Source organism: Paraburkholderia phytofirmans (genome assembly GCF_046028095.1).
In the GTDB taxonomy this organism is placed as follows: Bacteria; Pseudomonadota; Gammaproteobacteria; order Burkholderiales; family Burkholderiaceae; genus Paraburkholderia; species Paraburkholderia phytofirmans_A.
In genome coordinates, this window is record NZ_JAQQDJ010000013.1 from 168,076 (window position 1) to 182,016 (window position 13,941).

14 protein-coding genes are annotated in these 13,941 nt (G+C 64.2%); 3 read left to right on the top strand and 11 right to left on the bottom strand.

Annotated features, from left to right (window positions below):
* Positions 1-56 precede the first annotated feature (56 nt).
* The 6 genes from PQR54_RS30690 to PQR54_RS30715 form a co-directional block, all read right to left on the bottom strand.
* On the bottom strand, positions 57-740 hold the full coding sequence (locus tag PQR54_RS30690) for a glutathione S-transferase family protein (protein ID WP_408252340.1): 684 nt from the start codon (positions 738-740) through the stop codon (positions 57-59).
* 206 nt (positions 741-946) lie between these two features.
* Complete coding sequence (locus PQR54_RS30695) at positions 947-1,090, bottom strand: hypothetical protein (RefSeq protein WP_408252341.1); 144 nt, start codon at positions 1,088-1,090, stop codon at positions 947-949.
* A gap of 53 nt (positions 1,091-1,143) precedes the next feature.
* Positions 1,144-1,434 carry a hypothetical protein gene (locus PQR54_RS30700; protein ID WP_408252343.1) on the bottom strand — a complete coding sequence of 97 codons (291 nt, stop codon included), beginning with the start codon at positions 1,432-1,434 and terminating at the stop codon, positions 1,144-1,146.
* A gap of 423 nt (positions 1,435-1,857) precedes the next feature.
* The gene (locus PQR54_RS30705; protein ID WP_408252345.1) at positions 1,858-2,226 is read right to left on the bottom strand and encodes an NHL repeat-containing protein; all 369 of its coding nucleotides are present in this window, start codon (positions 2,224-2,226) and stop codon (positions 1,858-1,860) included.
* A 245-nt stretch (positions 2,227-2,471) separates the two neighbouring features.
* Positions 2,472-3,095, bottom strand: coding sequence for a hypothetical protein (locus PQR54_RS30710; RefSeq protein WP_408252347.1), 624 nt, complete (start codon positions 3,093-3,095; stop codon positions 2,472-2,474).
* Positions 3,096-3,247: 152 nt separating this feature from the next.
* Positions 3,248-4,252: an aliphatic sulfonate ABC transporter substrate-binding protein gene (locus PQR54_RS30715; protein ID WP_408252349.1), complete on the bottom strand. Its 1,005-nt coding sequence runs from the start codon at positions 4,250-4,252 to the stop codon at positions 3,248-3,250.
* 279 nt (positions 4,253-4,531) lie between these two features.
* Between PQR54_RS30715 and PQR54_RS30720 the strand changes: the two genes are divergently transcribed.
* The 3 genes from PQR54_RS30720 to PQR54_RS30730 all read left to right on the top strand — a co-directional run bounded on the left by PQR54_RS30720 (position 4,532) and on the right by PQR54_RS30730 (position 8,608).
* Positions 4,532-5,527 carry an ABC transporter substrate-binding protein gene (locus PQR54_RS30720; RefSeq protein ID WP_408252351.1) on the top strand — a complete coding sequence of 332 codons (996 nt, stop codon included), beginning with the start codon at positions 4,532-4,534 and terminating at the stop codon, positions 5,525-5,527.
* A 234-nt stretch (positions 5,528-5,761) separates the two neighbouring features.
* Positions 5,762-6,808 (top strand): ABC transporter substrate-binding protein, encoded by a 1,047-nt coding sequence (locus PQR54_RS30725; protein ID WP_408252496.1) that lies wholly within the window; start codon positions 5,762-5,764, stop codon positions 6,806-6,808.
* 120 nt (positions 6,809-6,928) lie between these two features.
* Positions 6,929-8,608 (top strand): GMC family oxidoreductase, encoded by a 1,680-nt coding sequence (locus PQR54_RS30730; protein WP_408252353.1) that lies wholly within the window; start codon positions 6,929-6,931, stop codon positions 8,606-8,608.
* 100 nt (positions 8,609-8,708) lie between these two features.
* On the opposite strand, the gene PQR54_RS30735 is transcribed toward PQR54_RS30730, so the two are convergent.
* From PQR54_RS30735 to PQR54_RS30755, 5 genes are read right to left on the bottom strand one after another with little or no spacing between them, the layout of a single operon-like run.
* Positions 8,709-10,136 carry an aldehyde dehydrogenase family protein gene (locus tag PQR54_RS30735; RefSeq protein ID WP_408252355.1) on the bottom strand — a complete coding sequence of 476 codons (1,428 nt, stop codon included), beginning with the start codon at positions 10,134-10,136 and terminating at the stop codon, positions 8,709-8,711.
* Positions 10,137-10,161: 25 nt separating this feature from the next.
* Positions 10,162-10,956 (bottom strand): ABC transporter permease, encoded by a 795-nt coding sequence (locus PQR54_RS30740; protein WP_408252357.1) that lies wholly within the window; start codon positions 10,954-10,956, stop codon positions 10,162-10,164.
* Positions 10,953-11,861, bottom strand: coding sequence for an ABC transporter permease (locus tag PQR54_RS30745; RefSeq protein ID WP_408252359.1), 909 nt, complete (start codon positions 11,859-11,861; stop codon positions 10,953-10,955). The genes PQR54_RS30740 and PQR54_RS30745 overlap by 4 nt, the downstream gene beginning before the upstream one ends.
* Positions 11,858-13,195 (bottom strand): NAD(P)/FAD-dependent oxidoreductase, encoded by a 1,338-nt coding sequence (locus tag PQR54_RS30750; RefSeq protein WP_408252361.1) that lies wholly within the window; start codon positions 13,193-13,195, stop codon positions 11,858-11,860. Before PQR54_RS30750 ends, PQR54_RS30745 begins: the two co-directional genes overlap by 4 nt.
* An 8-nt stretch (positions 13,196-13,203) precedes the next feature.
* A complete protein-coding gene (locus PQR54_RS30755) occupies positions 13,204-13,917 on the bottom strand; it encodes an HAD-IA family hydrolase (protein ID WP_121309928.1) in 714 nt (237 codons plus the stop codon).
* Positions 13,918-13,941: the final 24 nt, after the last annotated feature.

Below are 13,941 nucleotides of genomic sequence, written 5' to 3' on the forward strand. Positions count from 1 at the left end.
GCGTGAGCCGCTGCACGATGGCGGCAGTTCACGCGGCGTGTCCGACCGGAAAGCGCTTAAAAGGTCACGCCTTCGTTTTGCGGAAATAGCGCGCGACGGGTCTCTTCGTCGAACTCGGCTTTCAGCGTCAGCTTGCCTTTCAAGGCTTGTGCACGCGCCGCGGCCGGACGCGCGGAGATTTCGTCCACCACGCGCTTCACGTTCGGATACGCGCTCAGACCCGCTTCGCCGAGAATGTAGCCTGCGAAGCTGGCCCAGCCCCACAGCGCGATATCCGCGACCGAGTAGGTGTCGCCCGCCAGATACTTCGACGTCGCGAGGCGCTCGTTTAGCACGCGATAGTGGCGCTCCACTTCCTTCAGATAGCGGTTGCGCGCATACGGCAGCGGCGTCGGCGCGTGATGCAGAAAGTGCACCGCCTGGCCGGAGAACGGCGACAGCCCGGTCGCGACGAACATCAGCCACGACAAGGCCTGCGCGCGTTCGGCAGCCGAGGCCGGCAGGAACCGTTCGTGCTTTGCCGCGAGGTGCAGCAGGATGGCGTGCGAATCGAACACGGTCACACCGTCGTCGGTGATCGCGGGGACTTTTGCGTTCGGGTTGATCCGCAGAAGCTCGGGGCGATGTTGCTCGCCCTTGAACGTGTCGACCGCGATCAGTTCGAACGGGGTCTGCAGTTCTTCGAGCATCAACGCGACTTTCATCGGGTTCGGCGAGGGGTGGAAGTAAAACTTCAGCATGACGATCTCCATGGAATAAAGGGCTGGGCAGATGACGGCCGGGCGGCGCTGCGCCGCTCGGATTCATGCCGCGGTGGCTGCCGGGTCGTTGCGACCTGTGGTGATGATGGGCTGCCGGGCCGCTTTTGCCGTACGACTATTCCGATGAGAACGTTCGAAGGATTCGCACGTGTTCTCACGCTCGAATCGGGATCGCCTGCTTGCCGTTACTCCGCGATCGAAAAGCGCGCCGGGCGCTTTTGCGGTGCCTTGGTCGGACGCTCCACGCGCGCGGTGGCGCCGCGAATGAAGAGGATTGCGCAAAAGGCCAGCATGGCCCAGATGCAAAGAAGTACCGTCAGAGCGCTCATGTCGATTTTCAGAGGGTGAGACTGTGATTGATGCTGTTCGGCCGGCGGGCCGGTCAATGCGTCGTATGCGGGCCGCTGCCGTCGAACAGAAGCTCGTCGATCAGGCGCGTGGCCAGTTGCAGTTGCTCTTCGAGCGACGCGCGCGCTGCCTCCGCGCCCGCCGAGTCGCCGCGCGCAACGGCGTTGTAGGTCTGCGTCGCGAGGCACAGCACGCTCTCCGACGCGAGGTGCAAGCCGCGCATCGTTCCGGCGTCGGCGCCCGGCACCGGGCTGGTCCATTCGGCGGCTGAAGCGGCCGGCAGGCCGATTTCGAACTCGTTATCTTTATCTTGGCGGGTGGACATCGCGGGCTCCTTGCGCAATTGGCACAAGTTCAGTGTGCGCTGGCGGGGCAGGTTTCAATCGGGCGAATAGAAGCCTGTTTTTTAGTCAATCTTCGGTAATCTGAAAGTCGACCTATTCCGCTGAAGAATAGGCGTTCGCGGCGCCTCCGTCCAGCGGCCGGCGCACTTTTGCGAGCGGGCGGGAGCCTCGCGCCGGGAGCCAGCGCCAGCGGGCGTTTTGCTGCAAACATTTGGGGGCGAACGCGATTGCCGTGCTGCGCTCGCCAACGGCGCAGGCAGCGCGTTTGACCACGGGCCGCTGAACATCGCCGCAGCCAAACACTCCGGGCACGCGCGACGATTCCGATCACAGCGGTACGAAATCGATTTGCTATCCGAAAAGTCGTCCTTCAACGAACGAACCCGCGCGACGAAAGCGGTGCGTCAAGCGTGCAGCACCAGTTTCTGCACACGCCAGTTCAGCAGTTCAGCGACGAACAGCACGTTCTCCGACGGGCACGCCATCTGATGAATCCAGCCGAACTGCTTCGGTTGCTTGCCGGCCTTGCCGAGTACGCCGAGCACCTTGCCGTCGAGTGTCATCTTGTAGATGCGGCCCGGGAAAGCGTCGGCGCTATAAAGCACCTGGTTCGGTCCCGGCGAGATGCAGATCGCCCACGGCGAACCCGGCGTGAACGTGCCGGCCGCGATGGCCGCTTCGTCCGGCATGTTGCCGATCGCCGGACGCGCGTCCGGCGGCACCGGCACGTCGATCGTGAATTGCCGCAGGAACGTGCCTTCCGTGTCGAACACCTGGATGCGCCGGTTGCTGCGGTCCGCGACATAGACGTTGTCGTGCGCGTCTGCAATACAAGCTGCTTTCAGCTTCGAGTCTGCGAAGAAGCGTATGCGGCAACACGCGCATATTTTCGATAATGTGGTCGATGGCAGCGAGTTGCGGTGTTTGAGGTGCACGCGACAGCCATGCCGCTGCGTAGTTGAGCAGATTGCCTATCGATCGTAGGCAAGCCGTCATTCAATTAGTTCGGAGTGCAACATTACTGCGCGCCACTCGGCGCCGGTGCCTGCGAAGCCGGACCGACCCGTATCGATTCCCTCACCAGTTCCTGCGTCATCGCGGCGGCGACGGGGTTCGAACCGCGGTGGTCCTGGCTAGCCGGCGCGGTTTGCGTCGACGGTGGGAGCGGCAACGAAGGATCGGGCTTGGAAGATTCCCTGACGAGCTGTTCCGTCATGGCCGCCGCGACGGCATTCGAACCATGCTGGGTCAAATCGCCTCGCGCGCGTTCACTCGACTGCGCGCTGTTCGCCTTCGCCGCGACGGACTCGCGCGCCTGCGCCGATGCAGACGCGCGGCCGGGCTGTTTATGTCGCGATGCTTGTGGCTGAGTGCCGTTCGCGACCGGACCCGATTGAGAAGCCAGCGGTGCGCCCGTGGTTCCGCCCGGGCTGTTCGCGGACGGCGAAGTGGGCACCACGTTGCCCGCGGTCACATGCGTGCCGTCGACGCGCGGACCGGCCGGCGCCGTCGTGATGGAATTGGCCGTTACCGCGTCCGGCGCCGCCTCGGAGCGGTTGCTTTTAGGGAGAAGCTGGTAAGCGATGAATCCCACGTCCACCAGAACCAGCGCGATTATCAACGCCTTGCCTGTATTCGTCATATCCAACACCGAGCCGTTCGAGTGAGGTGATCGAATCATGATAATCGACCGCCAAAAAACATTTTGCGCGGCGTTTTGCAATGCGATTTATGCGGTTTTCTCCACTCGTTTTGACACCGTTTTGACACCCCACATCAGCGGGTCCAATGCCATCAGCTACCCGCCGGCTCGCCGCGTTTCGTTCCGAAGTCCCAGCGCTGCGCCTGCGCGGTCTCGACTTTGGCGGGCAACAATCCGGCCTGAAAGAACGTATCTGCGATCTTCTGCTGTTCGCCGAAATTCTGCGCAAGAACAGGGCGCACCAGATAACTGCGGCGCGCGTTCGCACGCTCGATCGTGGCTGCGTCGAGTCCCCAGATCGGCACGAGCGTTTGGGCCGCGTCCTGAGGATGCGCGCGCAGCCACTCGCCGGCTTGCGTCAACTGATCGAACACGATCTGGATGACTTCGGGGTGCGCCTGCGCGAAGCGATTCGACGCGAGGTAATAACGCTGATATGACGCGAGTCCCTTGCCGTCCGCGAGAATGCGCACGTCGGCGTCGCGGTCGACGGATGCCACATAGGGATCCCACGTGATCCACGCATCGACGCTGTCGCGCTCGAAGGCCGCGCGGCCGTCGGCCGGCGTGAGGTAGCTGATGCGCACATCAGCCGGCGTGAGACCTGCCTTGATAAGCGCTGCAAGCAGCAGATAGTGGCTGCCGGCGGCCTTGGTCACGGCAATGCGCTTGCCCTTGAGATCGGCAAGCGTATGGAGCGCGCTATCCTGTTTGACGATGATCGCCTGGGCGCCCGGCGACGGCGCTTCCTGCGCGACGTAAACGAAGCGCGCGTGCGCGGCTTGCGCGAAGATCGGCACGGTGTCCGCGACGTCCGCGCTGAAATCGACGGCCTCGACGTTGAGCGCTTCGGTCAAAGGCAAGCCGCTCGAAAACTCATTCCACGACACGCGCACGCCCAATGGCGCCAGGGCCTTGTCCAGCGACCCGCGCGCCTTGAGCAGCGTGATCAACGTCGACGACTTCTGATAGCCGATCCGCAACGCGATCGGCTGGCCGTTGGCGGCCGATGTTTGCGCGTAACCGCGCGTCGCGAGCGTGGTGAGCGAGGAAGCCAGCGCGACGCGAATAAACGCCCGTCTGTTGAGCAGCGCCATGATTCATAGTCCTTGAGTCGAGTCTGAAGGGAAGGCCAATCGACCATGCTAGCAACGAGCTTGCGCGGCGCGAACTGACGGTTTCAGCTAACCATCGAACGCCAGTGCATAAGCGCATGCGCGCGTCGAAAACCTGAAGAAAACGAGGCAAAACGCAGAAGCCATTAAATGCAAAAGATAAATATTGATTCGATATAAACATATCGAAAGAGAATAATTCCCAGCGGCGGTCTTCGTCGCTACGCTGGCGAGCATATCGTCAGAGAGGACATAGGACATATGGCCGGTTCCATTCCTGCTTCGTTTTCCGCACGGCGGCGCGCACTTAAACTCCTGAGCGCGGTGCCGGCTTGTGCCGCAGCGGGTGCATTCAATTCGCCCGGCGTACAGGCTGCCGAACTCGCGCAGGTCACACTCGTGCTCGGCGATCAGGCGGGCGGCACGCGTGCGTTGGCCGAAGCGGCCAAGGTGCTCGACGGCGCGCCGTACGCGTTTCGCTGGGCCAATTTCCAGGGCGCGGCGCCGCTCTTCGAAGCGCAGCGCGCGGGCGCCGTCGATCTCGCACCTGCCGGCGATTTGCCGGTGCTTGCCGCAGCCGTCGGCGATCCGACTCTAAAGATTGTGGCGACGCGCGTCGGTTCCGGCGAGCAACTCGGCATTCTCGTCGCACAAGACTCGAAGATTCGCACGGTTGCGGACCTGAAAGGGCGCACGGTGTTCGTTTCGTCGGCGCGGGGCAGCATTTCGCAGTTCCAGCTCTATGGCGCGTTAGCCGAAGCCGGCCTCTCGAAAGACGACGTCAACGTCCGTTTCATCCTGCCCGTCGATGCATTTGCCGCGTTCGCGTCCGGCTCGATCGACGTATGGGCCACATTCGATCCTTACTACGGCATCGCCGTGCAACGCGGCGCGCGCATTCTGCGCGACGGCACCGGCATCAATAGCGGACTCGGTTTCATTACCGCCTCGGGCGCGGCCCTCGCGGAACCGCGCAAGCGCGCGGCGATTGCCGACGTGCTGTTGCGCTTCCAGCGCGCGGGCGATTGGGCACTCGCGAATCCGGACGCCTACGCGCAGATCTACGCGTCGCTGACGCGTTCGCCGCTCGATGCCGCGAAGCGCATTACGCAACGCGCGTCGCTGAAACAGCACTTCGTCAACGAGGCGGATATCAGCGCGCTGCAGAAGGTCGCTGACAGCGCCAGCCGCGACGCGATTCTGCCGCGCCGCATCGACGTGCGCGCCATTTCCGATACTCACATCGCGAAGGTATGACGCGTGAGCGCCGATAACCTGGCATAAGCCGGCGGCGCGCGCCTCGCGCGTACGCACCCGGTGTTTTCACGGCATATCAGGGTTTTGCCGGGTCATAACGTGGCGTCATGGGCACTCAAACAATTCCGGCGTTGTGGCGGATAAATAGACTCACTATATTGGGCTCAACGATGCATGACATCGACGATTTGTTCGCTCAACCGTCTCGAGGACCCCGTCGTGATCAAGAAGCCCATGTTGCGCCCGCTTGCCGCAGTTCTGATCCTCGGCGTCGCGAATCTCGCGCCCGCGTGTTTGACGCCCGCGTTTGCCGCCGCCGGCAAGATCACCTTCGTCTCGCAAGGCGGGACCTACCAGGAAGCGCAGACCAAGGCGATTCTCGACCCGGCTGCGAAGCTGCTCAACATCACGGTGAACCAGGACAGCATTCCGGACGCGTGGCCGCAGATCAAAGCGCAGGCCGCGACCGGCAAGCCGATCTGGGACGTGGTCGACACGCCGACCTCCAACTGCCTGCGCGGCGGCAAGGAAGGCTTGCTGGAAAAGCTCGACTTCTCGAAGATTCCGAATGCGGCGGCCATGCCGGAGAAGTACCGCACGCCGTACTCGGTCGCGTATGAGTTCTATTCGACGGTGATCGGCTACAACAAGAAGTCGTTGAAAAAAGTGCCGCAGAGCTGGGCCGATTTCTGGAACGTGAAGGCATTCCCCGGCACGCGCGCATTGCGCAATGATCCGCAGACCGTGCTCGAAGCCGCGCTGCTCGCCGACGGCGTGCCGCGCGACAAACTCTATCCGCTCGACGTCGATCGCGCGTTCAAGAAGCTGCAGCAGATCAAGCCGGACGTGACCGTATGGTGGACCTCGGGCGGCCAGTCGGCGCAATTGCTGCACGACGGCGAAGTGGACATGACGATGATCTGGAACGGCCGCGCGAGCGCGGTGCGCAAGGACAACCCCGATGTCGACTTCACCTTCAACGACGGTATTCTGCAGAACACGCAACTCTGCGTGCTGAAGAACGCGCCGAACCTGCCTGAGGCGATCAAGTTCGTCAACGCCGCGGTCTCGCCGGAATTGCAGGCCAACTTGCCGCTTTATATCGACTACGGTCCGGGCAATCCGGCCGCATTCAAGACCGGCAAGATCGACGCGAAGCGCGCGAGCGAGCTGCCGAGTTCGCCGGAGAATGCGTCGAAGCAGGCGTTGATGTCGGAGGAATGGTGGGCGTCGGACGCCGGCGTCCAGGCGAAGGCGCGCTGGCTCAAGTTCATGCAGTAAGCGGCATCATCCTGCGCGCGCGAGTCGAGGCCGTTGAACGCCAACGCGTCGAATTCCGCGCGCAACGCTCAGCGCTTCTCGCGCCTTCCGCCCAGCTCATCGTCTGCGCATTCATCGAACGTGATCGACTATCTGATTCTCGGCGGCGGCTCGGCCGGCTGCGTGCTTGCCGCGCGGCTGTCGGAAGACGCCGGCAAGACCGTTTGCCTCGTCGAGGCCGGCCGCAATATCTCGCGAACGGATATGCCCGCGGCAGTGCGCAGCCGCTATCCCGGCCGCGCCTACCTCGACACGGCGAACATCTGGCAACGACTGAAGGCACGCATGAGCGCCTCGGCCGCGACGCGCCGTTATGAACAGGCGCGCCTGCTCGGCGGCGGTTCGGCGATCAATGCGCTGATGGCGAATCGCGGCGCGCCGGCCGACTACGACGAATGGCATGCGCTCGGCGCGCACGGCTGGAACTGGAGCGCCTGCCTGCCGTATTTCCGCAAGCTCGAAACCGATTGCGACTTCGACGGCGCGTTGCATGGCAAGAGCGGGCCGATTCGCATTCAGCGCGCGCCGTGGGCGCGTATCTCGCCATTCGTGCGCGCGGTGCTCGCCACACTCGACGCACGCGGCCATCCGCGGCGTGACGACCAGAACGGCGAGTGGCAGGACGGCACGTTCATTGGATCGATCGCGGTGAGCGCAGCGGGCGAGCGCATCCCGACCTCGGTCTGCTATCTCGACGACACCGTGCGCGCGCGCCCGAATCTCACGATCCGCACGCACACGCTCGTCGAACGCGTGTTGTTCGACGGCAAGCTTGCTATTGGCGCGCGGGTCGTCGGCCAGGACGGCGCCAGCGAAACGTTACGCGCCAAACAGGTGATCATCTGCTCGGGCGCGATCCACAGCCCGGCGCTGCTGATGCGAAGCGGCATCGGCCCGGCGGCCGAGCTCGCCGCGCACGGTATCGAGGTGGTGGCGGATCGAGGCGGTGTCGGCGGCAATCTGATGGAGCATCCGTCGATTGCCGTGTCGGCGTTTCTGCCGCGCGCTGCCCGCACGTCATATCCGGACGAGCATCACGAGCAGGCGATCGTGCGCTTCTCGTCGGGCGTGAGCGGGGCGGTGCCCGGCGACATGCACGGTGCGATCCTGTCGCGCTCGGGCTGGCATTCGGTCGGCCACCGGCTCGGCACGATCTTCTTCTGGGTGAACAAGTCATACTCGCGCGGCCGCGTGAGTCTCGCGTCGGCCGATCCGCGCGACGAACCCGTCGTCGACTTCAACATGCTCTCCGACGCGCGCGATCTCGAGCGGCTGAAACTCGCGCTGTGCTTCGGCGCCCGCACACTCGCCGATCCGATGATGGCGAAGCACCGCGCCACGCTGCTGCCTTCGAGCTATTCGCCGCGCGTCGCGAGCGTGGCCGTGCCGGGCGCGTGGAACGCGTTGCAACGCGGAATACTGAGCGCGTTGCTGGACATTGCGGGACCATTGCGCGCGTGGCTGGTGCGCAGCGTGGTCACGCAAGGCGTGACGCTAAACGAATTGCTCGCCGACGACCATGCGCTGACGCGCTTCGTGACGCGTTCAGTCGGCGGCACCTGGCATCCGTCCGGAACCTGCCGCATGGGCGCAGCAGACGACGCGCTCGCCGTCTGCGACGCGCGCGGCGCGGTGTATGGCGTCAGCGGACTTTACGTGTGCGATGCGTCGCTGATGCCGTCGATACCGTGCGCGAACACGAATGTGCCGACCATCATGATCGCGGAGCGGATTGCGGATATGTTGCGCGGGCGTGCGTGAATGAGATGAAGGGCCGCTCGCGTTGAAACGCGGCGGCCCGGCAAGCGTTAAGCATCAAGCGGTGAACGGTCCGACTAAGCGCAAAAACGCCAAAGCACGCTCACTCGCCAAACCCCACAATACCCTTCACCTCAAGAAACGCCTCAAGCCCCCACTCAGCGTATTCACGCCCGTTGCCCGACTGCTTGTACCCACCGAACGGCGAGCCCGCATCCCACGACGGATAGTTCAGATACACGCTGCCCGCACGCAGCCTGAACGCCACGCGCCGCGCGCGCTCCAGATCGGCGGATTGAACATAAGCCGCGAGCCCGAAGGGACTGTCGTTAGCGATCGCAATCGCTTCTTCCTCATCGCGATACGGCATGATCGCGAGCACCGGGCCGAAGATCTCTTCGCGCGCGATCGTCATGGAAGGGCGCACATCCGCGAAGACCGTCGGTTGCACGTAATAGCCGCGTTCAAGACCCGGCGGACGCCCGAGGCCACCCGCCACGACTTGCGCGCCTTCGTCGATGCCTGCCGCAATGAGCCGCTCCACACGCTCGAACTGCACGCTGCTGACCACCGGACCCATGGTCGTGCGCTCGTGATCGGCGGGGCCGACGCGTTGCGCTTGCGCCGCGCGCCGCGCGATCTCCACGGCTTCGTCATGGCGCGCCGCGGGCACGAGCATGCGGGTCGGCGCATTGCACGACTGGCCGCTGTTGTTGAAGCACGAGTTGACGCCGGCCGTGACAGCCGCTTCGAAATCGACGTCGTCCAGCAGAATGTTCGCGGACTTGCCGCCCAGTTCCTGATGCACGCGCTTCACGGTCGGCGCCGCGAGCTTCGCAATCTCGACGCCCGCGCGGGTCGAACCGGTGAACGACACCATATCGACATCGGGATGCGCCGCGAGCGCCGCGCCGACAGTCGGCCCATCACCGTTGACGAGATTGAATACGCCCGGCGGCACGCCCGCCGCGTCGAGTATCTCCGCGAACAGCAACGCGTTGAGGGGCGTCACTTCGCTGGGCTTGAGCACCATCGTGCAACCGGCCGCAATGGCGGGTGCGGCCTTGCAGACGATCTGATTGATCGGCCAGTTCCACGGCGTGATCAGCGCGACCACGCCGACCGGTTCGTGATTGACGAGCGTCGTGCCCTTCCTGCGCTGCCACGTGAACGTTTCGCACGTGCGGATCAGTTCTTCGAGATGCCGCCGCCCGATCCCCGCTTGCCACGCACGCGCCATCGCGAGCGGTGCGCCGAGTTCGCGCGAGATCGTGTCGCCCATTTCGTCGTGGCGTTCGAGAAACACTTCGAGAATGCGGCGGATCAATGCTAGGCGCTCGGCCGGCGTGGTCTGCGAGAACGATGTGAACGCGCGCTTCGCGGCGGCTACCGCGCGATCGGCATCGGCGGGCGTGCCCATCGCCACTTCGGCGATGGGTTGCTCGGTGCAGGGATCGACCACGGCACGGCGGGCGGTGGTGGACGGCTCGACCCAGGCGCCATCGATATAGAATTTCAGTGCATTGACCATGTATTGGCTATTTTTCAGAAAGAGGTTAGGCGCGCGCCGCGTTGGAACGGCGGCTCACCACGACGATCATCACGAGGCACAGTGTCAGCGCGGTCAGCATCGTGCTGATCGCGGCGATGGTCGGATCGATCTCGTCGCGCAGCGTCACGAACATGCGGCGCGTGAGCGTCTGGTTCGAACCGCCCGACACGAACAGTGCGACCACTGTTTCGTCGAGCGCCTGAATGAACACGAACACCGCGCCGGAAATCACGCTCGCCTTGATCTGCGGCAGCGTCACCGTCATGAAACTGCGAAAACGATTCATGCCGAGACTGCGCGCGACCATTTCCTGCGTGCGGTCGAAGGTGCGCAGATCGGCGCCGACCGAAATCAGCACATACGGCAACCCGAGCATCGTGTCGGCGAGTATCAGGCCGCCGAGCGTATTCACGTAGCCCGCCTGAGAGTACACGAAGAACACGCCGACCGCGACGATGATGATCGGCACCATCAACGGCAGCATCAGCAGCGTGCGCAGATAGCGCATGATCCAGTGCGTGCCGTTCTGGATCGCGTAGGCGGCGGCCACGCCGAGCGGCGTGGCGATCAGCGCGGCGCAGATCGAAGCGGTCAGTGTGGTGCGCGCGGCGTCGATCCATGCGGGGTTGTCGAAGAACGAGTGATACCAGCGCAGCGAGTAGGCGGGCGGCGGGAAGGTCATGAAGCGCGTGTCGGAGAACGACAGCGGCACTACGATCAGCACCGGCACCATCAGGAACAGCAGAATCAGCACGACGCTCGCGCCGAGGACGATCCGTCCGAACGGGAGTTTGTTCATTTCGCGCCCAGGGTCTTTTCGAGTGGCACCACGCGGCTCGCGGCATAGAAAATCGCGAACACGCAGATCAGCAGCACGACGCTCACTGCACTCGCCGCGCCCCAACTGTTGTAGATCTCGACGTTGCGGCTCACCACCATCGACACCATGATCGACTTGCCGCCGCCCATCAGTTCAGGCGTGATATAGAAGCCGAGGCACAACACGAACACGAGCGTGACGCCCGCGAACACGCCGCTTAGCGACAGCGGCAGGAACACGCGCAGGAACACATGCAGCGGCGAGCCGCCGAGACTCGCGCCTGCTTGCGAAAGATTCGACGGGATTTTTTGCATCGCCGAATAGAGCGGCAGCACCATGAACGGCAGCAGGATATGCACCATCGCGATCACGGTGCCGAACTGGTTGTAGGCGAGTTGCACCGGCCGGTCGACGAGTCCCGAGGCGATCAGCGCCTTGTTCACCAGTCCCGTGCGCTGCAACAGCACGAGCCACGCGTAGGTGCGCACCAGTACGCTGGTCCAGAACGGCAGGATCACCATGCCGAGCACGAGCGCGCTCAGTTTCGGCGGCAGCGACGCAGCGAAGTAGGCCACCGGATAGCCGAGCAGCAGCGTAATGACGGTCACGACGATGCTCAGCTTGAACGTCAGCAGAAACGTTTCGAGGTAGGCGCCGGTGAACATGCGCCGATAGTTTTCAAGCGTGAAGCCGTCGTGATAGATGGACTGCCACGACAGCCACGCGAGCGGCACGACCAGCAGCACGACGATCACGAGGAGCGCCGGTGTCATCAGGAGAAGCATCGTGCGATCCTCGCGACGCTGATAACGCGCGGCGGGATCGGACTCGGAGGCCTGCATCAAGGTGGTTCCCTGGAGCATCCGTTTGGCGGTTGTCATCATGCACCTACGGCGTCGAGAAACTGATACCACGCCGCGACGAGTCTCACACCCGGCGCGCGCAGCGAATGAAAGGGCACGGGCCGCAGGCCGGGCGCGCCGAGCAGCGAAAGCTCGGGCGTTTCGCCGAGCGCGAGCGCGGCGGCATGCTGGCCGAGCAGGCTCGCCATCGCGACGCCCGCCCCGTTATACCCCAGACAAAATGTCGTGGCGTCGTCGCTGCGTCCGACATGCGGCAGCGAATTGAACGTCATGCCGACATAACCCGACCAGCGATATTCCACGCGCACGTCCGCGAGATCGGGAAAGAGCGCGACCATGGCACGCTGCAGCGCGTCGAAGCCGGTTGTCTGGCCTTCCTTGCCGAACGCGTCGCGTCCGCCGAACAGCATGCGGTCGTCCACTTTGCGGAACCACTTCATCATGCGCCGCGTCTCCGTGTAGCTGCGGCGCTCGACCATCAGACGCGCGTCGAGCGCTGCGGGCAGGCGCTCGGTGGCGATCATCGCGCTGCGAAACGGCACGAGTTCGCGCTGATACGCCGAGGTGGCCGCCGTGAGATCCGAATACGCATTGGTCGCGACGATCACCTGCTTCGCGCGCACCGTGCCGCCGGGCGTGCGTAGCGTCACGCGCGTGTCACCGCGCGCGCGTTGCATCTGCTGAACCGGCGTCGATTCGTAAATCGGCACACCACGCAGCGTGAGCCCGCGCGCGAGTCCGCGCACGTATTCGAGCGGCAGAATGGTGCCGGCGTCCGCGCTCAGCACGCCGCCGACAAAGCCCTTGGAACCCGTCTCATGCTCGATGTCGGCACGCGATTGCACGCTCATCGAGGTATCGCCGAGATTCGTGTGAACCCAATCGGCTTCGGCGCGAATCGCGGCGAACGCGGCCTCCGTATGAGCGCAGCGCAGGCTGCCGGTATGTTCGAAGCGGGCGCGCGCCAACTGGAATTCATCGACCAGCGTCTCGACGACCCGCACACCTTCATGCGCGAGTCGATGCATGCGTTTCGCGGTATCGAGACCGTGCAGCTTGTCGATGGTGGGAAACGACAGTCTGAACTTCGACGACACCACGCCGCCATTGCGCCCACTTGCGCCCCAGCCGACCGGATTCGCATCGAGCACCACGCAGTTTACGCCGCGCTTTTGCAGCGCATACGCGGCGGCGAGACCCGAGTAGCCCGCGCCGATCACGGCGACCTCGACGTCGAGATCGCGCGTGAGCGGCACGCCGGTGCTGACCGCCGCACCGACGCCTGGCGATGCCGCAAGAAGCGCGCGCCAGAGCGAATCGGGCGCGGGCGTATGAGGTGTCATCGGCGCGAGCATCGACTGGCTCAGGCGGCGAGGCGTGCTTCGGCTTCGACGGCGTCCGCGAGCGCGCCGAGCGTCGCGAACTTGAAGGTCGGCGTGGTCACGGCTTCCGGCACGGGCGTGGCGCCGAAGCCCTTCACGTTCTGACGGCGTTCGATCCAGCAGGTCGCGTAGCCGAGTTTCGTGGCGATGCCGATGTCGTGATACTGGCTCTGCGCGGTGTGCAGGATTTCGCCGAACTTGTAGCCGAACGCCGCCTGACGGCCGCGGTTGTATGCGAAGAATTGCGGGTCGGGTTTGGCGACGCCGGTTTCATCGCAGCAGACGGTATCGTCGAACGGATCGCCGAGAGTGTGCGCGTAGGCCGAGAGCGCCACGCGGTCCGCGTTGGTCATCGCGACCAGTCGGAAGTGTTTGCGCAGACGCTTGAGCGCCGCGACCGAATCCGCGAACGCCGGCCATTCGAGCACGTCGCGCTGGAAGGCGGCGGCCGATTGCGCGTCGTCGGGCAGACCGAGTTCTTTCGCGAGCGACAGATAGACGTTCGCCATTTCGTGGCTCGAACGGCCCGGATAGGCGGCGCGGCCGCGCATGTACGGTTCGAAGATCTGGTCGTCGGTCAGGTCCTTCGCTTTCGGGCCGCCAATGCGCCGCACTGAGGCGAGCACGCCGCGCTCGAAGTCGATGAGTGTGCCGACGACGTCGAACGTCAGGACCTTGAAATCGGTGAGCTTCATGAAATCATCCTTTTGCAGTGTGCG